Here is an 18,639-nt window from a genome sequence, read left to right as displayed (position 1 = left end):
CGCTCCCGGTGTCTTGGAGCGGGATTCGAACCCGCGACAGCCGGCATCCGATGCCGGTGCTCTACCCGTCTGAGCTATCCAAATCGGCGACGTGCCGGATTCGAACCGGCGTCCAATGGCAAGCGAAGCCAATGCTCTACCCGACTGAGCTAACGTCTTTGCGAAACACCGAACGTGCAGGCCCGGCATACGCTGCCGGCATAGCCGCGCGCACCGGACGGGGCTTGGAACCCGTACCGCTGGAGCCTGTCGTGGCGATGCTTCGTATGGCCGGCTGTCGCCAACCGGTCATGCGTGTGGGTGCCATGCACCCGAATGCTGTTGAGACCTTCCCGATCACCCGTCCGCCCGTGCCGAAGCATCAAGGCACAGCGCATCCTGAGCGCCGCTCGCGGCCGCCCCTGCCTCGGCCGGGGCGCGGCCGGATGCTTCAGGGCGGAAGTGGTCTTCCGATGATCAGTGCCGTCATCACCTTTCGGTGCATGAACGCTTCCTTGCGAACGCCGAAAACAAAACGCCCCCGGGTGTGGACCCGAGGGCGTTCGCCTTGCCTCGGGAGATCGGGGTGACCGATCTCCGCGCAAGCGTGGGATCAGTCGGTGTGGATGAAACGGCCTTCCTTCGTCCGCACGCACGGCAGCGCGCCGCGGCGATCGCGCGAGGGCAGCTGGCGGTGAGTGACGTGGAACGACATGGTTTGATCCTGGCCTTTTCAGTTAATGCTTGTCGCCGGTATTGGCGAGGCGCGAACATTACGCGAGCACGATTATTCGCGCAAGCACTTTTTTAATGCGTACGAATAATTCTTACAGCCAGCCTTTCTGGCGCGCGAGGCGATACGCCTCGATGCGATTGGCCACGCCTAATTTGCCGATCGCCTCGGAAAGATAATTGCGCACCGTGCCGTGCGAGAGATTCAGCTGCGCGGCGATCTCGCTCGCCGACTGCCCCTCGCCCGCCAGGCGCAGCACCTGCCGCTCGCGATCGTTCAAGGGATCCGCTTCGGACCACGCTTCCAGCGCCAGCTGCGGATCGATCGCGCGGCCGCCGCGGTGAACCATGCGCAGCGCCTCGGCGAGGTTTTCCGCCGGCGCGTCCTTCAGCAGATAACCGGACACGCCCGCATCCAGCGCGCGGCGCAGAAAGCCCGGACGCGCAAAGGTGGTCACGATGATCACCTTCATCGGCAGCTCGTGGCGCTGGATACGCTGCGCCAGTTCCAGGCCGGTGATGCCGGGCATCTCGATATCGGTGACCAGCACGTCGGGCTTCAGGCGCTGCACCTCGCGCCACGCCGCCTCGCCGTCCGGGGCGGAACCGAGCACCTCGATATCCGACTCCAGATTCAAGAGCGCCGTCAGCGCGCCGCGCACCATCGCCTGGTCTTCGGCCAGCAGCACGCGGATCATGCGGCGCCCTCCGGCAAGCCCCGCGGGGCGGCCACGGCGGCTTTCGCCAGCGGCACGTCGATGCGCAAGGTGGTGCCGTGCCGCCGCGGCGAGTCGATCTCCAGGCTGCCGCCCAGTGACCGCACGCGCTCGCGCATGCCGCTGACGCCGTTGCCGTGCGCGGCGAGTCCGCCGCAACCGTTGTCGCTGATCTGCATCTGGAACCTTGCCTTGTCATGGACGAAACGCACGCTCGCCGCGGTGGCGCGGGCGTGGCGATGGATATTGGTGACCGCCTCGCGCAGCACCAGGGACAGCGGCGCCTCGACGGCGGCAGGCAGCGCGATACCTTCCGGCCATTCGCCTTCGAAGCTGACGCCGGAGGCTTCCAGCATCAGCCGCGCGGAAATGATTTCCGAGGCCAGGTCGCTGCGGCGCATGCCGGTGACGGCGGCGCGCACTTCGGCCAGCGCGTGGCGCGCGACCCGCTCCACCTCGCTCATTTCCTGCTGCGCGCGCGGCGGATCTTCCAGCGCCAGGCGGCGCGCCAGCTCGGACTTGATCGCCACCAGCGACAAGGTATGGCCGAGCAGGTCGTGCAGGTCGCGGCCGATGCGTTCGCGCTCGGCCAGGGTGGCCAGGCGGCGTACTTCGATCTGCGACAAGCGCAGGTCGGCGTCCTTGCGCAGATTGTTGATGTAGTGAAAGTTGCTGAGGCCGCCGAGCACGCCGGCCACGACCACCACCAGCATGATCCACAGCGGTGCATCCACCCATAGCCACGCCATCGTCATGGACAGCACGGTCAACAGCGCGACGCCGCGCAGCCACAGGCGGAAGTTCGGCGTGGCCGACAAGGCCGTGCAGGCGGTGATCACATAGCCGAAGCCCATGGGATTGACCATCCACAGGCCCAGCCCCATCGCCGCCATGCCCGCCACGTACCAGGGCAGGCGCTGCGGCGGCCCGAAATACACGTGCAGGTGCAGATAGAGAAAGACCAGCACGCTCAGCAGCGTGGGCGCGAACCACGACCAGGCGAAGCCCTGCAGGCCCAGCGGGATCAGCGGCAGCATCACGATCCACGCCGCCTGGCCCAGCGCCGAGCGCGCGATGAATACCGGCGAGCGCAGCTGCACGTACAGCGAATCCGGCGCGGGCTGGAACGGCAGGCGCATCACACGCGCGTCGGCTGGCGCGGCGCCGTTTCCGGCGCGGCGGTGGGCAGCAGCTTCGGCTGCGGCAGGGGCACGGTGACCAGCAGCACGGTACCGCGGCCGCGCGGCGATTCGATGGTCAGATGCCCGGCCAGCGCGCGCACGCGCTCGCGCATGCCGCACAGGCCGTTGCCGTCCTCGCCCACGCCGCCGCGACCGTCGTCGCTCACGCGCAGGCGCAAGGTGTAGGCGTCGCGTTCGAACTCGATCCGCGCCTTGCTCGCATGCGCATGGCGGGCGATATTGGTGGCCGCCTCGCGCAGGACCAGCGACAGGCCGCGCTCGATCTCCGTCGGCAGATCGGCCGGCGGCGCCACGTAGTCCAGGTGCACGCGGGAGGACTCCAGCAGCAGGCGCGCCGAGGCCAGTTCCGCGGCCAGGTCGGTGGCGCGGATGCCGGTGACCGCCGAACGCACTTCGGCCAGGGCATGGCGCGCGACGCGCTCGGCTTCCGCCACTTCGCGCTTGGCCGCGTCCGCATCGCGGTCGAACAGCTTGCGCGACAGCTCCAGCTTCAGCGTGATCAGCGAAAGCGTATGCCCGAGCAGGTCGTGCAGGTCGCGGCCGATGCGCTCGCGTTCGGCGGTGGCGGCCAGCCGGCGCACTTCTTCCTGCGACAGCTTGAGCGCTGCGTCCTTCTCGTGCGCGATGCGTTCGACGTGGGTGATGATGGCGATGATGATGGTCATGCACGGCACCGACACCAGCGCCTGCCACGGATAACCCACGGTGCTGGCCACCGCGACATAGACCACGTTGACCAGCATCAGGCGCAGCAGCAGCGGCCCCACCCGCTTGGCGCTGGCCATGCTGTACGACACGCAGCCGTAGATGAAATACGCCATGCCGCTGGGGTACCACGGCGCCAGCGCGATGCTCATCGCCACCAGCCCGAGCGCGTAGCGCGGGGCGACCCGGCGCGAGGCGAGCATCGACTTGGCGAACATCAGCAGGAACAGCGGATACGACAGCAGGGTCAGCAGCACCCACCGGAGGTCATAGTGGCTGCCCATGGCCGGCGTGATGAACACCCACACCGACCACAGCAGGTGCACGCCCTCGGCCCACACCGACTTGCCCTGGCGCTGGATCGCGGCGACACGCGAATCCGGCGCCGGCGTCAGCCAGGAGCGGAGCAGTTGGAGCATGGCGGTGACCCTCCCCGCAGGTCGCGTGACAACGAACGTCTTCATGGCATCCGGCTGCGCAACCGGCGGTTGCGCAGCCCTTCGCATGCTACTTCAACCGTGGCGCCGCAGGCGGCGCACGGCGATGGCCAGGAACACCGCCGTGAAGGCCGCCAGCGCCGCCACGTGCGGCCACACCGGTTCCTGCCCCAGCCCCACCACGTTCAGCGCCACCTGGTTGAGGTGATACGGCGGCAGCACCAGCGCGATCTGCTGCACCGCCTTGGGCATCAGCGACAGCGGAAACCACAGGCCCGACATGAAAGCCATCGGCAGGTAGATCAGGTTGACGATGCCAGGCCCGCCGGTGCCCTTGATGAACATGCCCAGCATCAGGCCCATCGCGCAGAACGGCAGCGCGCCGAACAGGTTGGTGGCGAACAGCCCGGCCGTCTGCGCCGCCGACAGCTGCACATGGGCCACCAGCGTGGCCAGCAGCACCAGGATGCAGGACACCACCGCCGCCGCGAAGATCGACATCACCACCTTGCCCAGCAGATACGCGCCCGGCGGCATCGGCAAGGCGCGCTTCAAGGTCAGCAGGCCGTTGTCGCGCTCCATCGACAAGGCCACGCCGAAGCCGAACAAGCCGGGCGACATCACGCCGAAGGTGCCATATGCGGCGAGCAGATAGCGCGGCGCATCGGGACCGTTGGCGCGGCCGATCAGAATGCCGAACATCAGATAGAACGCGGTGGGCAGGATCAAGGTCGGGATCATGAAGCCCGGGTTGCGCAGATAGCGCAGGCATTCGGCGCGCGCTTCCTGCAGGTAGGCGCCGAGCACCCGGCTGAACCCCATCTCGCGCGAGGCGGATGCGGCAGGCATGGCGGAAGAGACGGCGTTCATCAGGCGGCCTCGCGGTTGTCTTCGGTGGGCGCCTCGGCGGCGCGAGTCAGTTCGGTAAAGGCTTCGGCCAGGCCGGCGCGCTGGACTTCCAGTTCGCCCAGCTGCGCGTCGGCGTCGAGCAGGCGGCGCACCACGATCTCCGCGCTGTCGGTGGACAGCCACAGGCGTTCGCCTTCGTCGCGCGCCTCGGCCACTTCCGGCCAGGCGGCGACGTCGGCCGCGCGCAGGCGGGTGATGCAGCGGATGCGCTTGAGCGCCACGCGTGCGCGCAGGTCGTCCACGCTGCCTTCGCTCAGCACGCGTCCGCGCGCCATCACGCAGACGCGGCTGGCCAGCGCTTCGGCTTCTTCCAGGTAATGCGTGGTGAGCACCACGCCGGCGCCCTCGGCGACCAGGTGGCGCACCGCGGTCCATAGCTTCTGGCGCGCTTCCAGGTCCATGCCTACGGTGGGTTCGTCCAGGAACAGCAGCTCCGGGCGGCCGCACAGCGCGAGCGCGAACTGCACGCGACGCTGCTGTCCGCCCGAAAGCGCGGCGTAAGGACGCTTCAGCAAGTCGGTGACGCCGGCCAGTTCCGCCGTTTCGTGCAGGTCGCGCGGCGCCGGGTAATAGCTGCCGGTCAGCCGCAGCAGCTCGCCCACGCGCAAGGTGGGCGGCAGCGCCGCGCTCTGCAGCATCACGCCGATGCGGCGGCGCGCCACGAGCTGCTGCGGATCTTCGCCGAACAGCTCGACGCGGCCCGCATCGGGCCGCACCAGGCCGAGCAGCATCGAAATGGTGGTGCTCTTGCCGGCGCCGTTGGGGCCGAGCAGCGCGAAAATTTCGCCGCGATGCAGCATCAGATCCAGGCCGTCGACGGCGGTGTGATTGCCGTAGCGTTTCACCACGGACGACAGGCGTGCGATGGGTGAAGCATTCGTGTTCATGGGTCTCCCTCCTTTGCCCGGAATGCTAGGCATCGCAAGGGCTGGCGGGCATTCGCCAACGTCAGCCCGCGCACGTGACAGCCGTCATCCGGCCCCTCCCCCCGGGGTTACGGCGCTGACGAAGGCGGGTTATCCTCGGTGAATCGCTGGCGCAGAAACATGCGCGGCGCGCTCGACTGAGCGGGAGTTTCCGATCGCCGCAAGATGATCGTCATCGGCTCCCGCCAAAGCATTCATCGCGATGTTGGCAGGAAGCGCCATCCCCGACGGCGCTTGCGTACCTTGAGGAGGAGTCATCATGGGTGTGATCGATCAGCTGCGCGAATTGCGCGATTTCGGCGGCGCGCCGCAGACCACCGGCCTGGACGACGCCACCGTCGAACGCTTCGCCGCCAGCCACCCCGAACTGGCGCAGGCCATCGGCGAAGCGCTCGAACAGCATCGCGCGCTGCGCGCGGAGCTGGCCGACTTCCTCAAGCTCGACGAAGCCGAGCAGCTGCAGGTGGCGCAGGCGGGCTTCGTCAATTTCTATCCCGACGACGGCATCAACCGCTATCTGCCCGCCGCCGCGCGCGGCCCGTGGGTGGTCACGCTGAAGGGCGCGGTGATCCACGACAACGGCGGCTACGGCATGCTCGGTTTCGGCCACAACAACGAGGCGATCCGCACGGCGATGAGCCGTCCGCAGGTGATGGCCAACGTGATGACGCCGAACGTCTCGCAGATGCGCTTTGCCAAGGCGCTGGACCGCGAGCTCGGCCGCCACCGCGGCGGCAATCCGTATGCGCGCTACCTGTGCCTGAACTCCGGTTCCGAGTCCGTTTCGCTGGCCTGCCGCATCGCCGACGTCAACGCCAAGGCGATGACCGAGCCGGGTGCACGCTACGCCGGGCGCACCATCAAGCGCCTCGCGGTGAAGGGCGCCTTCCACGGCCGCACTGAAAAACCCGCGCTTTATTCGGATTCCACGCGCAAGACCTACCAGCAGCACCTGGCCAGCTATCGCCACGAGGACACGCTGATCACGGTGGCGCCGTACGACGTGGCGCAGCTGGAAGCCGCGTTCGCCGATGCCGACCGCCACGGCTGGTTCATCGAGGCGATGTTCCTGGAACCGGTGATGGGCGAAGGCGATCCCGGCCGCGCCGTGACGCCGGAGTTCTACAAGGCCGCGCGCGAACTCACCGAAGCGCACGGCTCGATGCTGCTGATCGATTCGATCCAGGCCGGCCTGCGCGCGCACGGCGTGCTGTCGCTCACCGACTATCCCGGCTTCGAGAAGCTGCCGGCGCCGGACATGGAAACCTTCTCCAAGGCGCTCAACGCCGGCCAGTATCCGCTGTCGGTGCTGGCGGTGAACGAGCGCGCCGCCGGCCTGTACCGCAAGGGCATCTACGGCAACACCATGACCGCCAACCCGCGCGCGCTGGACGTGGCGCTGGCCACGCTGCACGAACTCAACGACGAGGTGCGCGCCAACATCCGCGAGCGCGGCAAGGAATTCGTCGACAAGCTCAACGCGCTGAAGGGCGAGCTCGGCGGCCTGATCACCAAGGTGCAGGGCACCGGCCTGCTGTTCTCCTGCGAGCTGTCGGCGGAGTTCAAGTGCTACGGCGCGGGTTCGATCGAGGAATACATGCGCGAGCGCGGCGTCGGCGTGATCCACGGCGGCGTCAACTCGCTGCGCTTCACCCCGCACTTCAAGGTGACCAGCGCCGAGGTGGACCTGGTCGTCGCCCACGTGCGCCAGGCGCTGCAGCAGGGCCCACGCAAGCTGAAGGCCGAAGCGGCCTGAGCTTGCCGCATGAACGCCGGGCGCGGAGCCCGGCGTTCCCCCTCTACCCAAGCGCGGCAAGCGGCATAGACTTGCGCCCACCGGCACTCGCCGGTCCATTCCAGGAGGGTACCCGCATGTTCTTGCGTTTCAGCCTGACCGCCGCCAGCCTCGCCCTGGCCCTCGCCGTTTCCGCCACCGCTTTCGCCGCCCCGCAGGCCAAGAAGGACCTGACCCCGCAGCAGCAGCGCATGGCCGACTGCAACAAGCAGGCGACCGGCAAGAAGGGCGACGAGCGCAAGGCCTTCATGAGCAGCTGCCTGAAGGGCGAAGCCGCCGCACCGGCGAAGATGACCCAGCAGGAAAAGATGAAGGCCTGCAATGCGGATACGAAAGCCAAGACCCTGAAGGGCGACGACCGCAAAAAGTTCATGAGCTCGTGTCTGAGCGGCGGCGCCGCGGCGAGCCCGTAAAACTCCTGCACCGGTGTATCGCCGCAAGGCGCCGCTTCGAGGAAGCGGCGCCTTTGCTTTTTTGGGAGAAACGAATCATTCCCGCTGCGCCATAATCCCCGCATTCCGCCAAGCAGGACGCCCCATGAAGCTCGTCGAAGTCCGCCACCCGCTCATCCAGCACAAGCTCGGCCTGATGCGCCGCGCCGGCATCAGCACCAAGGAATTCCGCGAACTCGCCTCCGAAGTCGCCGCCCTGCTCACCTACGAGGCGACCAAGGACCTGGAGACGGTGGACAAGCACATCGACGGCTGGGCGGGTCCGCTGACCGTGCATCAGATCAAGGGCAAGAAGATCACCATCGTGCCGATCCTGCGCGCGGGCCTTGGCATGCTGCCCGGCGTGCTCGACCTGATCCCAGCCGCCAAGGTCAGCGTGGTCGGCCTGCAACGCGACGAGGAAACCCTCAAGCCCATCGCCTACTACGAAAAACTGACCGGCCGCATGGACGAACGCATCGCCCTGATCGTCGACCCCATGCTCGCCACCGCCGGCACGCTGGTCGCCACGGTAGACATGCTCAAGGCCGCCGGCTGCAAACGCATCAAAGGCCTGTTCCTGGTCGCGGCACCGGAAGGCCTGAAGCGCATCGAGGCCGCCCACCCCGACATCGAGATCTACACCGCCGCCATCGACGACCACCTCAACGAACACGGCTACATCCTGCCGGGCCTGGGCGATGCGGGCGACAAGATTTTCGGCACCAAGCAGCTGCCAGCGGGTTGAAAGGAAAAACGCGAACGCTTTTGCTCAATAAAAATCTGGGCGAGCCCCGGCCCCTCACCCTGCCCTCTCCCCGGAGGGGAGAGGGGTGATGGCGTGAGGTAGGCAGGAACGAAAAGCAAAAGCTGGCCCCGGCTCTTGAACGTCCTCTTCGCAACGGCACGTTGAAGAGCGCGTCACGAAACCACTCCCTGGCCCGTGTCGACTCTGGTTAATCCGTTTACCGCGGCCGCCACCGCTCCTTCTAGTCGCGTCGCGAGCCTTGGCTCTCAGGCCATTCTCTCTTTGGTTACTTTCTCTTTGGGCCAGCAAAGAGAAAGTGACCCGGGCGCCGGCAGGCGTCCGGAATGCCCGCTGCATAAGCGGCCAGTTAGCGGCCACGCGACAACCGAGCGATACCGCCACTGGATCCCGGCCTGCGCCGGGATGACGAGCAAGAGGCACCCCTCCCTACTGAGACCCCCATTAGCAATTCTGTCGCAATAAATTGCTATTTTCCCCGGAAGGATCCATCCGGATCCTTCAACAAGGGAGTGGGTCAATGGAAGCAAAGCACGCCCGGCGCGCCCTATGGGCCGCGTTGCTAGCAATCGCGTCGATCGCCACCGCCCAGGCGGCCGACCTCAGCATCAGCCAGTTCCGCGTCCGCGGCCCCGCTGGCGGCAATGACGAATTCGTCGAACTGTTCAACGCCGGCGCCACCGCGCTGGACGTCTCCGGCTACAAATTCAATGCATCGAACGCGAGCGGCACCACCGGCACGCGCCTGACCTTTCCGAGCGGCACGTCGATCGCGCCGGGCTGCCACCTGCTGCTGACCAACAGCGCGAGCGGCGGCTACTCCGGCAGCGTCGCGGGCGACCTGAAATACAGCACCGGCGTCACCGATGACGGCGGCCTGGCCCTGCTCGACGCCAACGGCCAGCTGGTCGACCAGGTCGGCCTCTCCGCCGGCTCCGCCTACAAGGCCGGCACGCCGCTGACCTCGCTGGGCAGCACCAATGCGGACAAGGGCTACGGCCGCAAGACCAATGGCGCCGGCCTGCCGCAGAACACCGGCGACAACCAGTCCGACTTCGTGGTGGTCACGCCCACCGCGCCGCACAACGCGGCCAGCGCCTGCGCGGTGATGAACCTGTCGCTGTCGATCGCCGACTCCAGCGCCACCGTGCACGGCGCCGCCAACGTCACCATGCCGTTCACCGTCACGCTCAACCAGCCGGCCCCGGCCGGCGGCGTGAGCGTGCATGCGGCGACCCAGGACGACAGCGCCACCGTCGCCGCCGGCGATTACGAAGCCGTCGACACCACGCTGAACATCGCCGCGGGCCAGACCCAGGCCAGCTTCAACGTGGTGGTGCACGGCCGCAGCACCGGCTCGCCGGACAAGGCCTTCCTGGTCAAGCTCGACCAGGTCACCGGCGGCGCCACGCTGGCGCGCGACAGCGCGATCGGCGCGATCCTGTACGACATCCCGGTCGCCGCGGAAATCTGGCAGATCCAGGGCCGCGAGCAGAGCTCGCCGCTGCTGGGCAAGTCGGTGATCACCAGCGGCAACATCGTTACCGCGGTGGGCCCGGCCGGCTTCACCATGCAGACGCCGGACAACCGCGTGGATGCCGATCCGCTCACCTCCAACGGCGTGTACGTGTTCACCTCGTCCAAGCCGGCGGTCGCCGTGGGCGACGTGGTGGACGTGGCCGCCAAGGTCGACAACTACTACCACCTGACGGAACTGAAGAACGCCACCGTCACCGTGACCGCACATGGCGCGCGGCTGCCGAAGGCGGTGATCTTCGGTGCGCGCACGCCGTCGTCCGATCCGAACCAGCTGTCCTGCGGCGCCACCAACTTCCAGTGCTTCGTGGGCATGCGCGTGGTGATCGAGGACGGCATGATCAACACGGGCAACAAGCGCTTCAGCACCGAGCCGTTCGCCGAGGTGAGCATCACCGCCAACGGCAAGCGTTCGCTGCGCCAGCCGGGCGTGCGCTTCGGCGTGCCGGTGCCGGCCGGCGTCAGCCTGCCCAACTGGAGCGGCAATCCGGAAGTGTTCAAGATGAACACCGACGACTTCGGCGCCGTGCCGGTCAACACCCCGTTCGTCGCCGGCACCACCTTCCGTGCCGAGGGCATCATCTCGTACGACTTCGGCGCCTACACCTTCATCCCGACCAGGATCGAAGTGAAGCGCGCCGCGCCGATGCCGCGCCCCGTGCTGCCGAAGCCGCCGTTCGCGCTGCGCATCGGCGCGTTCAACATGGAGCGCTTCTGCGACAGCGAGTTCAACACCACCTTCACCTGCAGCGGCGACAGCAAGGAGCCGACGCCGGACCAGGTGGCGCTGAAGACCCGCCGCCTGTCGGCCTATGTCGGCAGCGTGCTGAAGCTGCCGGACGTGCTGTCCACCGAAGAGGTGAAGAGCCTGGCCGTGCTGCAGGGCCTGGCCAAGCAGCTGGGCGACGACTATCCGGTGAAGTACGACGCCTACCTGCTGCCGGGCCATGACCCCAGCGGCATCAACGTCGGCTTCCTGGTGCGCGCCGACCGCGGCATTCGCGTGCAGTCGGTGCGCCAGCTCGGCGCGGACGAAACCTGGAACGACAACGGCAGCACCGCGTTCGTCCACGACCATCCGCCGCTGCTGCTGACGGCCGAAGTGCGCGGCATGCGCTTCCACGTGATCTCGGTGCACCCGAAGGCCCGCACCAATGTGGACAAGGACAACGCCACCGCCGTGCGCGATCGCCTGAAGCGCTACACGCAGGCGGTGTCGCTGGCCAAGCAGGTGCAGGAACTGCAGACCCGCTATCCCTCGCAGCCGCTGCTGGTGGTGGGCGACTTCAACGCCTACCAGTTCAGCGATGGCTGGGTGGACGTGGTCGGCCTGGTCTCGGGCAAGTACAAGGACAGCGAGAACCAGCTCAAGCTGGGCCAGAACATCGTGCGCCCGGCGCTTTGGAACGCGGTGGAATCGGTGCCGGAGAACGATCGCTACTCGTTCCTGTTCACCGAGAACTTCGGCGAGATCCAGGGCTATACGCAGGCCGGCAGCGGCAACTCCGGCCGCGAAGTGCCGACCGTGCAGGTGCTCGACCATGCCCTGCTGAACCGCGCCGCGCAGTTCCGCTTCCTGCACATGCAGTACGGCCGCGCCGACATCGACGCGCCCGCGCAGACCGAAGCCGACGCCGCGAACGCCCCTGACTGGACCAAGGCGATCGGCGCCTCGGACCACGACGGCTTCGTGCTCGACCTGTTCGCGCCGGCGATGTTCGATCCGCATGGCGATCACGATCATGGCCACGACGGCCACGACGGCCACGGCAAACAGCACTGAAGATGCAGGTTGGGGTGAGCCACAGGCGAACCCCAACGATGCGATACGCGTGACGGTGGTCGATGTTGGGGTTCGCTGCGCTCACCCCAACCTACGCCGCCGGCAATAACGGAAAGGCCACGCCCGGCGAAGGGCGTGGCCTTTTTCTTTTGTGGCCGACCGAATGGCCAACCGCACACGTGGCTTCCGCCCTACCTACCGCCGTCATTCCGGCGCAGGCCGGAATCCAGTAGCGACGCGCTCGGGCAAGCGTGAGCGCCCAAAAAGCGCCTTTAAAGTTTCGCGACAATCAAACGGTATCGTTACTGGATTCCGGCCTGCGCCGGAATGACGAGCATTAGTGGCGGAAGCGGTCGGTCGCCTCCAGCAGCTCATGCGCGATCCCCGGCTCCAGCGCCGAATGCCCCGCGTCCGCCACCACGCGCAGGTCCGCTTCCGGCCACGCACGGTGCAGGTCCCAGGCGCTGCGCATCGGGCACACCACGTCGTAGCGGCCCTGCACGATCACCGCGGGAATCTTGCGGATGCGCTCGACGTTGCGCAGCAGCTGGTCGTCGTGCTCGAAGAAACCGCCATGCACGAAGTAATGGCATTCGATGCGCGCGAAGGCCAGCGCGAATTCGTCCTCGCCGCTGGATTCGATATGCGCCGGGTCCTGGTACAGATGGCTGGTGGCCGCTTCCCACACCGACCAGGCGCGCGCCGCTTCCACGCGCACCTTCGGATCGGCGCTGGTCAGGCGGCGATGGTAGGCGCTCATCAGGTCGCCGCGCTCGGCCTCGGGAATCGCTTCCAGATAGCTTTCCCAGGCATCCGGGAACAGCGCGTCGCAGCCCTTCTGGTAGAACCACTCCAGCTCCCAGCGCCGCAGCATGAAGATGCCGCGCAGCACCAGCTCGGTGACCTTGTCCGGATGCGTCTGCGCATAGGCCAGCGCCAGCGTCGAACCCCAGGAGCCGCCGAATACCTGCCAGCGATCGATGCCCAGATGCTCGCGGATGCGCTCGATATCGGCCACCAGATGCCAGGTGGTGTTGTCGGTCAGCTCCGCATGCGGCGTGGACTGGCCGCAGCCGCGCTGGTCGAACAGCACGATGCGGTAGGCCTTGGGATCGAAGAAGCGGCGGTAATTGGGATTGATGCCGCCGCCGGGGCCGCCATGCAGGAACACCACCGGCTTGCCGTTCGGGTTGCCGCACTGCTCGTAGTACAGCGTGTGCAGCTCCGACACCTTGAGCATGCCGCTGTCGAACGGCTCGATCTCGGGGTACAGCTGGCGGCGTGGCTGGGTCATGCGGGCATCTCCGGCGATTCAAAGCGCCGAGGATACCGCAAGCCCCTAAAACAGCTTGCCGGGGTTGAGGATGCCGTTCGGATCGAACACCTGCTTCACGCCCCGCATCAGCGCGATTTCCGCCGCGCTGCGCGTGCTCTCCAGATACGCCTTCTTCACCAGGCCGATGCCGTGCTCGGCCGAGATGCTGCCGCCATGGCGCTTGAGCGCTTCGGCCAGCAGCTTGGTCACCTGCTCGCACTGGGCGATGAACTCGGCATCGGCCAGGCCTTCGGGCTTGAGCACATTGATATGCAGGTTGCCGTCGCCGATATGGCCGAACCACACCACCTCGAAGTGCGGATAGGCCTGCCCCAGCAGGGCCTGGATCTCGTCCAGGAAAGCCGGCAGCGCGCCTATGCGCAGGGAGATGTCGTTCTTGTAGGGCTTGTGCGGCGCCAGGCTTTCGGTGATGCCTTCGCGCAGGCGCCACAGCGCGGCGGCCTGGGCCTCGCTCTGCGCGATCGCGCCGTCGGCGATCCAGCCCTCGTTGACGCCGTGCTCGAACGCGGCCAGGGCGGCGTCCTGCGCGGCTTCGTCGGCGGCGTCGAATTCGGTGACCACGTAGAACGGATGCTCGCCGTCGAGCGCGCGCTGCGCGCCGTGCGCCAGCACGTGGCGCAGCGCGACGTCGGTGAAGAATTCGAAAGCCTGCAGCTTCAGCCGCGCGCGGAACAGCGCGAACACCTGCATCAGCGCGGCCATGTCCGGCAGCGCCAGCAGCATCACCTGCGACGGCGGCGGCGGCTCGGCCAGGCGCAGGGTGGCTTCCACCACGATGCCCAGCGTGCCCTCGGAGCCGATGGTGAGATGGCGCAGGTCGTAGCCGCTGGAATTCTTGATCAGGCCGCGATTGAGTTCGAGCAGCTCGCCGTTGCCGGCGATCACCTTCAGGCCCGCGATCCATTCGCGCGTATTGCCGTAGCGGATCACCCGGATGCCGCCGGCATTGGTGGCGATATTGCCGCCGATGGAGCAGGAGCCGCGCGCGGCGAAGTCGACCGGATAGATCAGCCCGTGCGTGCGCGCGGCGTCGTGCACGGCCTGCAGCGCGATGCCGGCCTGCACGGTGAGAGTGCGGTCGATCGGGGCGAAGCCGAGCACGCGGTTCATGCGCTCCAGGCTCAGCACCAGCTCGCCCTTCGCGGCCACCGCGCCGCCGGAAAGGCCGGTGCGCCCGCCCGAGGGCACCAGCGCCACGCCATGCTCGTTGGCCCAGCGCACCACGGCCTGGGCCTCTTCCACCGTGGCCGGCAGGGCGATGGCCAGCGGGGCCGGCGTCCAGCGGCGGGTCCAGTCGCGGCCGTAGTGCTCCAGATCGGCCGGCTCCGTGAGCAGGCGCAATTCGGGCAGGCGGGCGGCCAGGTCGGCGAGAGCGGGTGCGGTCATGGCGACTCCTCGAGCGAGTTCCCCAGCCTGCCAGCCGCGGCCGTTGCGGTCCAGTGCTGCGCTGCCGCATAGTGTGGCTTTGGCGGGAATAGAGAATAGGGAATAGTAAAAGCGCGGCGCGACAAGCTCGTAGGGCGCTGCTTTTACTATTCCCTATTCCCGATTCCCTATTCCCGTATCCCCCATACACGCCGGCGGCCCATGAAAACCTCGTATCCGAAAGCAGACATCAAGGTCCTCCTGCTCGAAGGCGTCAGCCAGAGCGCCGTGGACGTGTTCCGCCGCGCCGGCTACAGCCAGATCGAATTCCACGAGAAGTCGCTGCCGGAAGCGGAACTGAAAGCGCGCATCGCCGAGGCGCATATCGTCGGCATCCGTTCGCGCAGCCACCTCACCGCCGACGTGCTGGAACAGGCGCGCCGGCTGATCGCGGTGGGCTGCTTCTGCATCGGCACCAACCAGGTGGACCTGGAAACCGCGCGGGTGCAGGGCGTGCCGGTGTTCAACGCGCCCTACTCCAATACGCGCAGCGTGGCCGAGCTGGTGATCGCCGAGGCGATCATGCTGTTGCGCGGGATCCCGCAAAAGAATGCGCTGTGCCACCGCGGCGGCTGGACCAAGTCCGCGGCCGGCAGTTTCGAGGCGCGCGACAAGGTGCTGGGCATCGTCGGCTACGGCCATATCGGCACGCAGATCGGCGTGCTGGCCGAATCGCTGGGCATGCGCGTGATCTTCCACGACATCGAGACCAAGCTGTCGCTGGGCAACGCGCGCGCCGCCGGCAGCCTGGACGACCTGCTGGAACGCGCCGACGTGGTGACCCTGCACGTGCCGGAAACGCCGTCGACCAAGCTGATGATCGGCGCCACGGAGCTTGCCAAGATGCGCAAGGGTTCGGTGCTGATCAATGCCTCGCGCGGCACCGTGGTGGACATCGACGCGCTCGCCGCCGCGCTGCGCAGCGGCCATATCGCCGGCGCCGCGGTGGACGTATTTCCGGTGGAACCCAAGGGCAACGACGATCCGTTCGTGTCGCCGCTGGTGGGCATGGACAACGTGATCCTCACCCCGCATATCGGCGGCAGCACGCTGGAGGCGCAGGACAATATCGGCATCGAAGTGGCCAGCAAGCTGGTGCGCTACAGCGACAATGGATCGACCCTGTCGGCGGTGAACTTCCCCGAAGTGACCTTGCCGGAGCACCCGAACAGCCGCCGCCTGCTGCATATCCACCGCAATGTGCCGGGCGTGCTGTCGCGCATCAACGAACTGTTCTCCGCCGGCAACATCAATATCGACGCGCAGTTCCTACAGACCGATCCGCAGGTGGGCTACGTGGTGATCGACGTGTCGGCCGACGAAGCGCAGGCCGGTGCGCTCAAGGACCGGCTGGCGGAGATTCCGGGCACCTTGCGCAGCCGCGTGCTGTACTGACGCGCGGGCATGTCCCGCTGAACGGAAGACGCGCCGCCTTACGCGTCTTTCACCGCCCGCCGGGTAAACGAAGCGGACCCCGTGGAAGGATGCGCGCGCCATGAGCAAGGTCTTCCTGCCGGACCGGATGATCGAGATCGGCATCGACACGCCCGGTCCGCCGGACGTGCTGCAGCCACGCACCGTGCCCCTGCCCGAACCGACGCGCGACGAAGTGCTGGTGCGGGTGCAGGCGGCGGGCGTGAACCGTCCCGACGTGATCCAGCGCCAGGGCCGCTATCCGATGCCGCCGGGCGCGCATCCCACGCCGGGGTTGGAGATTGCCGGCGAGATCGTGGCGCTGGGCGCCGACGTGCAGGGCTTCGCCCTCGGCGACCGCGTGTGCGGGCTGACCAACGGCGGCGGCTACGCCGAGTACTGCGTGCTGCCGGCGGGACAAGCCCTGCCGATTCCCGACGGCATCGATTCGATCCACGCCGCGGCCATTCCGGAAACCTTCTTCACCGTGTGGGCCAACCTGTTCCGCATCGGCCGCGCGGTGCCGGGCGAGCGGGTGCTGATCCATGGCGGCACCAGCGGCATCGGCACCACCGCGCTGATGCTGTGCCGCGAGTTCGGCATCGCCGCCTTCGCCACCGCCGGCAGCGAGCACAAATGCGCGGTGGTGCGGCATCTGGGCGCCGAGGCGATCAACTATCACGAAGAGAACTTCGCGCTCGCGGTGCTGAGCAAGACCGACGGGCATGGCGCGGATGTGATCCTGGACATCATGGGCGGCTCGTATTTCGAGCGGAACGTGGCCGCGCTGGCACGCGACGGGCGGCTGGTGGTGATCGGCTTCCTCGGCGGCATCCACGCGGAACAGGTCGACCTGCAGGCGCTGGTGCTCAAGCGCGCCACCGTCACCGGCTCCACCATGCGCGCGCGCAGCGGCGCGGAGAAAGCGGAGATCGCCAACGACCTGCGCGCGCATGTGTGGCCGGTGCTGGCCGCCGGCCGCTGCCTGCCGATGGTGCACGAGGTGTTTCCGCTGGTGCGCGCGGAGGATGCGCACCGGCTGATGGAAAGCGGCGAGCACGTCGGCAAGATCGTGCTGAAGGTGGCCTAGTCCAGCATGGCGTGCAGCAGCGCCAGCCAGCCCGCGGGGGCCGCGAACGCCAGGTACAGCGCCAGCCCCTGCCCCGCCATCACGCACGGCAGGCCGATCGCATAAGCCCGATGGATGCGGCCTTCGACGATAAGGTCGCGCAGCAGGCCCAGCCCGATCAGCAGGTCCACCCAGGCGTACCAGGTATTGGCCGGCACCAGGGCGCGCGGGAAACGCGCGAATGCGGCCACGGTCAGCGCGCAGGTGGCGATCAGCATCAGCCGGCGGTGGAACTGCGGTTGCCGCCGCCAGCGCACGGCCAGGCCGAAGGCCAGCGCGAAGGTCAGCATGTCGTTGAAGGAGATGGCCAGGAAGGCGTCGTGCACCGCTCCCTGGCGCGCATGCCACTGGCGCATCGCCAGTGCGGTGGCCAGGCCCAGCACTGGCAGCAGCGTGCCCAGGCCCGCGCCGAACAGGCCCAGCCGCCGGTGCAGGCGTATCGCGTGCCCGCTCACCAGCCCGGTCTGCACCAGAAACAGCAGCACCCAGCCCGCGAACACCAGCACGTGGACGTGCAGGATCCACGGCAGCGGCTGCGCCGGGTGCAGCAGCCGCTCGCCCAGGCCGCGGCCGAAGCCGTAGCCCACCACCAGCAGCACCAGCCAGGCCATGCCGAAGTAGAACCAGCGTTCCAGCGCGCGGCGCAGCCGGTAGAGCTGGCTGTCGCCGAAACCGACGGGTGCATGCGCGGGGATGGGGGCGAGCGTCTTCATGTAGCCTCTCGATGGGCGGGGGATTCCCCGCACCCTCGCCAGGCGGCGCGTTCGAGTCCTGAAACACGCCTGAAAAAGCCTTGAAGAACTCTGAAAGCGCATGGCGCGGCCGATCGCAAGCGCCTGCCCACCCCAAGGAGCGCGCGATGAAAGCCAGCTGCAGCCATCTCGACGGCATCCGCGACGTCACCCCCAGTGCCGCCGGTTGCGAGGAATGCCTGAAGACCGGCAGCCCGTGGGTCCATCTGCGCATCTGCCGCAGCTGCGGCCACGTGGGCTGCTGCGACGACTCGCCCAACCGGCACGCCACCAAGCATTACCGCGCGACGGGGCATCCCATCATCGAGGGCTACGATCCGCCGGAGGGCTGGGGCTGGTGCTACGTGGATGACGTGATGTTCGATCTCTCGGACCGGAAGACGCCGCATCCGGGGCCGATACCGCGTTTCGTCGACGAGTAGGAAGGCGCTGGCGCATTTGCCTGGGGGGCAAATGCGCGCACAAAAAGAAAGGCGCCCAAGGGCGCCGACATACCTAAAAAGAAAGGCGCCCAAGGGCGCCTTTCGCATCCATCACCGTAATTGGTCGGGGCGGCCGGATTCGAACCGACGACCCTTTGCCCCCCAGGCAAATGCGCTACCAGGCTGCGCTACGCCCCGACGCTACGGCAAGTGGGCAAGTCTAGCAGCTAGGGCAGGACTTGCGA

Annotated in this window: 15 protein-coding genes and 2 tRNA genes; 7 read left to right on the top strand and 10 right to left on the bottom strand. The window is 67.6% G+C overall.

Going from position 1 to position 18,639, the window contains the following annotated elements:
• Positions 1-88: 88 nt before the first annotated feature.
• From ISN75_RS05165 to ISN75_RS05140, 6 genes are all read right to left on the bottom strand, one after another.
• Positions 89-159: transfer RNA gene (locus ISN75_RS05165), tRNA-Ala, on the bottom strand.
• Positions 160-806: 647 nt separating this feature from the next.
• Positions 807-1,409 (bottom strand): response regulator transcription factor, encoded by a 603-nt coding sequence (locus ISN75_RS05160; protein ID WP_167252179.1) that lies wholly within the window; start codon positions 1,407-1,409, stop codon positions 807-809.
• Positions 1,406-2,566, bottom strand: coding sequence for a sensor histidine kinase (locus tag ISN75_RS05155; protein WP_343820820.1), 1,161 nt, complete (start codon positions 2,564-2,566; stop codon positions 1,406-1,408). The genes ISN75_RS05160 and ISN75_RS05155 overlap by 4 nt, the downstream gene beginning before the upstream one ends.
• Positions 2,566-3,753, bottom strand: coding sequence for a sensor histidine kinase (locus tag ISN75_RS05150; protein WP_167252181.1), 1,188 nt, complete (start codon positions 3,751-3,753; stop codon positions 2,566-2,568). Before ISN75_RS05150 ends, ISN75_RS05155 begins: the two co-directional genes overlap by 1 nt.
• A 93-nt stretch (positions 3,754-3,846) precedes the next feature.
• A complete protein-coding gene (locus tag ISN75_RS05145) occupies positions 3,847-4,641 on the bottom strand; it encodes an ABC transporter permease (RefSeq protein WP_168649062.1) in 795 nt (264 codons plus the stop codon).
• Positions 4,641-5,567: an ABC transporter ATP-binding protein gene (locus ISN75_RS05140; RefSeq protein WP_168649061.1), complete on the bottom strand. Its 927-nt coding sequence runs from the start codon at positions 5,565-5,567 to the stop codon at positions 4,641-4,643. The genes ISN75_RS05145 and ISN75_RS05140 overlap by 1 nt, the downstream gene beginning before the upstream one ends.
• 298 nt (positions 5,568-5,865) lie before the next feature.
• On the opposite strand from ISN75_RS05140, the gene ISN75_RS05135 reads away from it, so the two are divergent.
• The 4 genes from ISN75_RS05135 to ISN75_RS05120 all read left to right on the top strand — a co-directional run bounded on the left by ISN75_RS05135 (position 5,866) and on the right by ISN75_RS05120 (position 11,917).
• Positions 5,866-7,362 (top strand): aminotransferase class III-fold pyridoxal phosphate-dependent enzyme, encoded by a 1,497-nt coding sequence (locus ISN75_RS05135; protein WP_167252184.1) that lies wholly within the window; start codon positions 5,866-5,868, stop codon positions 7,360-7,362.
• A 116-nt stretch (positions 7,363-7,478) separates the two neighbouring features.
• A complete protein-coding gene (locus ISN75_RS05130) occupies positions 7,479-7,814 on the top strand; it encodes a PsiF family protein (protein WP_343820822.1) in 336 nt (111 codons plus the stop codon).
• 124 nt (positions 7,815-7,938) lie between these two features.
• The gene (gene upp, locus ISN75_RS05125) at positions 7,939-8,580 is read left to right on the top strand and encodes a uracil phosphoribosyltransferase (RefSeq protein ID WP_167252186.1); all 642 of its coding nucleotides are present in this window, start codon (positions 7,939-7,941) and stop codon (positions 8,578-8,580) included.
• 538 nt (positions 8,581-9,118) lie between these two features.
• Positions 9,119-11,917: a lamin tail domain-containing protein gene (locus ISN75_RS05120; protein WP_343820824.1), complete on the top strand. Its 2,799-nt coding sequence runs from the start codon at positions 9,119-9,121 to the stop codon at positions 11,915-11,917.
• Between the two features lie 337 nt (positions 11,918-12,254).
• Here the strand turns inward: ISN75_RS05120 and pip are convergent, their stop codons facing one another.
• Together pip and ISN75_RS05110 are read right to left on the bottom strand one after the other, a co-directional pair.
• A complete protein-coding gene (gene pip, locus ISN75_RS05115) occupies positions 12,255-13,211 on the bottom strand; it encodes a prolyl aminopeptidase (protein ID WP_168649058.1) in 957 nt (318 codons plus the stop codon).
• Positions 13,212-13,256: 45 nt separating this feature from the next.
• Positions 13,257-14,639 (bottom strand): FAD-binding oxidoreductase, encoded by a 1,383-nt coding sequence (locus ISN75_RS05110; RefSeq protein WP_343820825.1) that lies wholly within the window; start codon positions 14,637-14,639, stop codon positions 13,257-13,259.
• 201 nt (positions 14,640-14,840) lie between these two features.
• Here ISN75_RS05110 and serA point away from each other — a divergent pair, with 201 nt between their 5' ends.
• Both serA and ISN75_RS05100 read left to right on the top strand, forming a co-directional pair.
• Positions 14,841-16,073, top strand: coding sequence for a phosphoglycerate dehydrogenase (serA, locus tag ISN75_RS05105; RefSeq protein WP_167252190.1), 1,233 nt, complete (start codon positions 14,841-14,843; stop codon positions 16,071-16,073).
• A gap of 100 nt (positions 16,074-16,173) precedes the next feature.
• On the top strand, positions 16,174-17,181 hold the full coding sequence (locus ISN75_RS05100; protein ID WP_343820826.1) for an NAD(P)H-quinone oxidoreductase: 1,008 nt from the start codon (positions 16,174-16,176) through the stop codon (positions 17,179-17,181).
• On the opposite strand, the gene ISN75_RS05095 is transcribed toward ISN75_RS05100, so the two are convergent.
• The gene (locus tag ISN75_RS05095; protein ID WP_343820828.1) at positions 17,178-17,933 is read right to left on the bottom strand and encodes a hypothetical protein; all 756 of its coding nucleotides are present in this window, start codon (positions 17,931-17,933) and stop codon (positions 17,178-17,180) included. The two genes, ISN75_RS05100 and ISN75_RS05095, sit on opposite strands and share 4 nt — an antisense overlap.
• Positions 17,934-18,079: 146 nt before the next feature.
• Between ISN75_RS05095 and ISN75_RS05090 the strand changes: the two genes are divergently transcribed.
• Positions 18,080-18,394: a UBP-type zinc finger domain-containing protein gene (locus ISN75_RS05090; RefSeq protein ID WP_167252192.1), complete on the top strand. Its 315-nt coding sequence runs from the start codon at positions 18,080-18,082 to the stop codon at positions 18,392-18,394.
• 121 nt (positions 18,395-18,515) lie between these two features.
• Here the strand turns inward: ISN75_RS05090 and ISN75_RS05085 are convergent.
• Positions 18,516-18,592: transfer RNA gene (locus ISN75_RS05085), tRNA-Pro, on the bottom strand.
• Between the last annotated feature and the right edge of the window lie 47 nt (positions 18,593-18,639).

Source organism: Dyella marensis, assembly GCF_049532885.1.
GTDB classification, from domain to species: domain Bacteria; phylum Pseudomonadota; class Gammaproteobacteria; order Xanthomonadales; family Rhodanobacteraceae; genus Dyella_D; species Dyella_D marensis.
The sequence above is the reverse complement of the archived record's forward strand: the minus strand, read 5'-3'. Positions and strand labels throughout refer to the sequence as shown.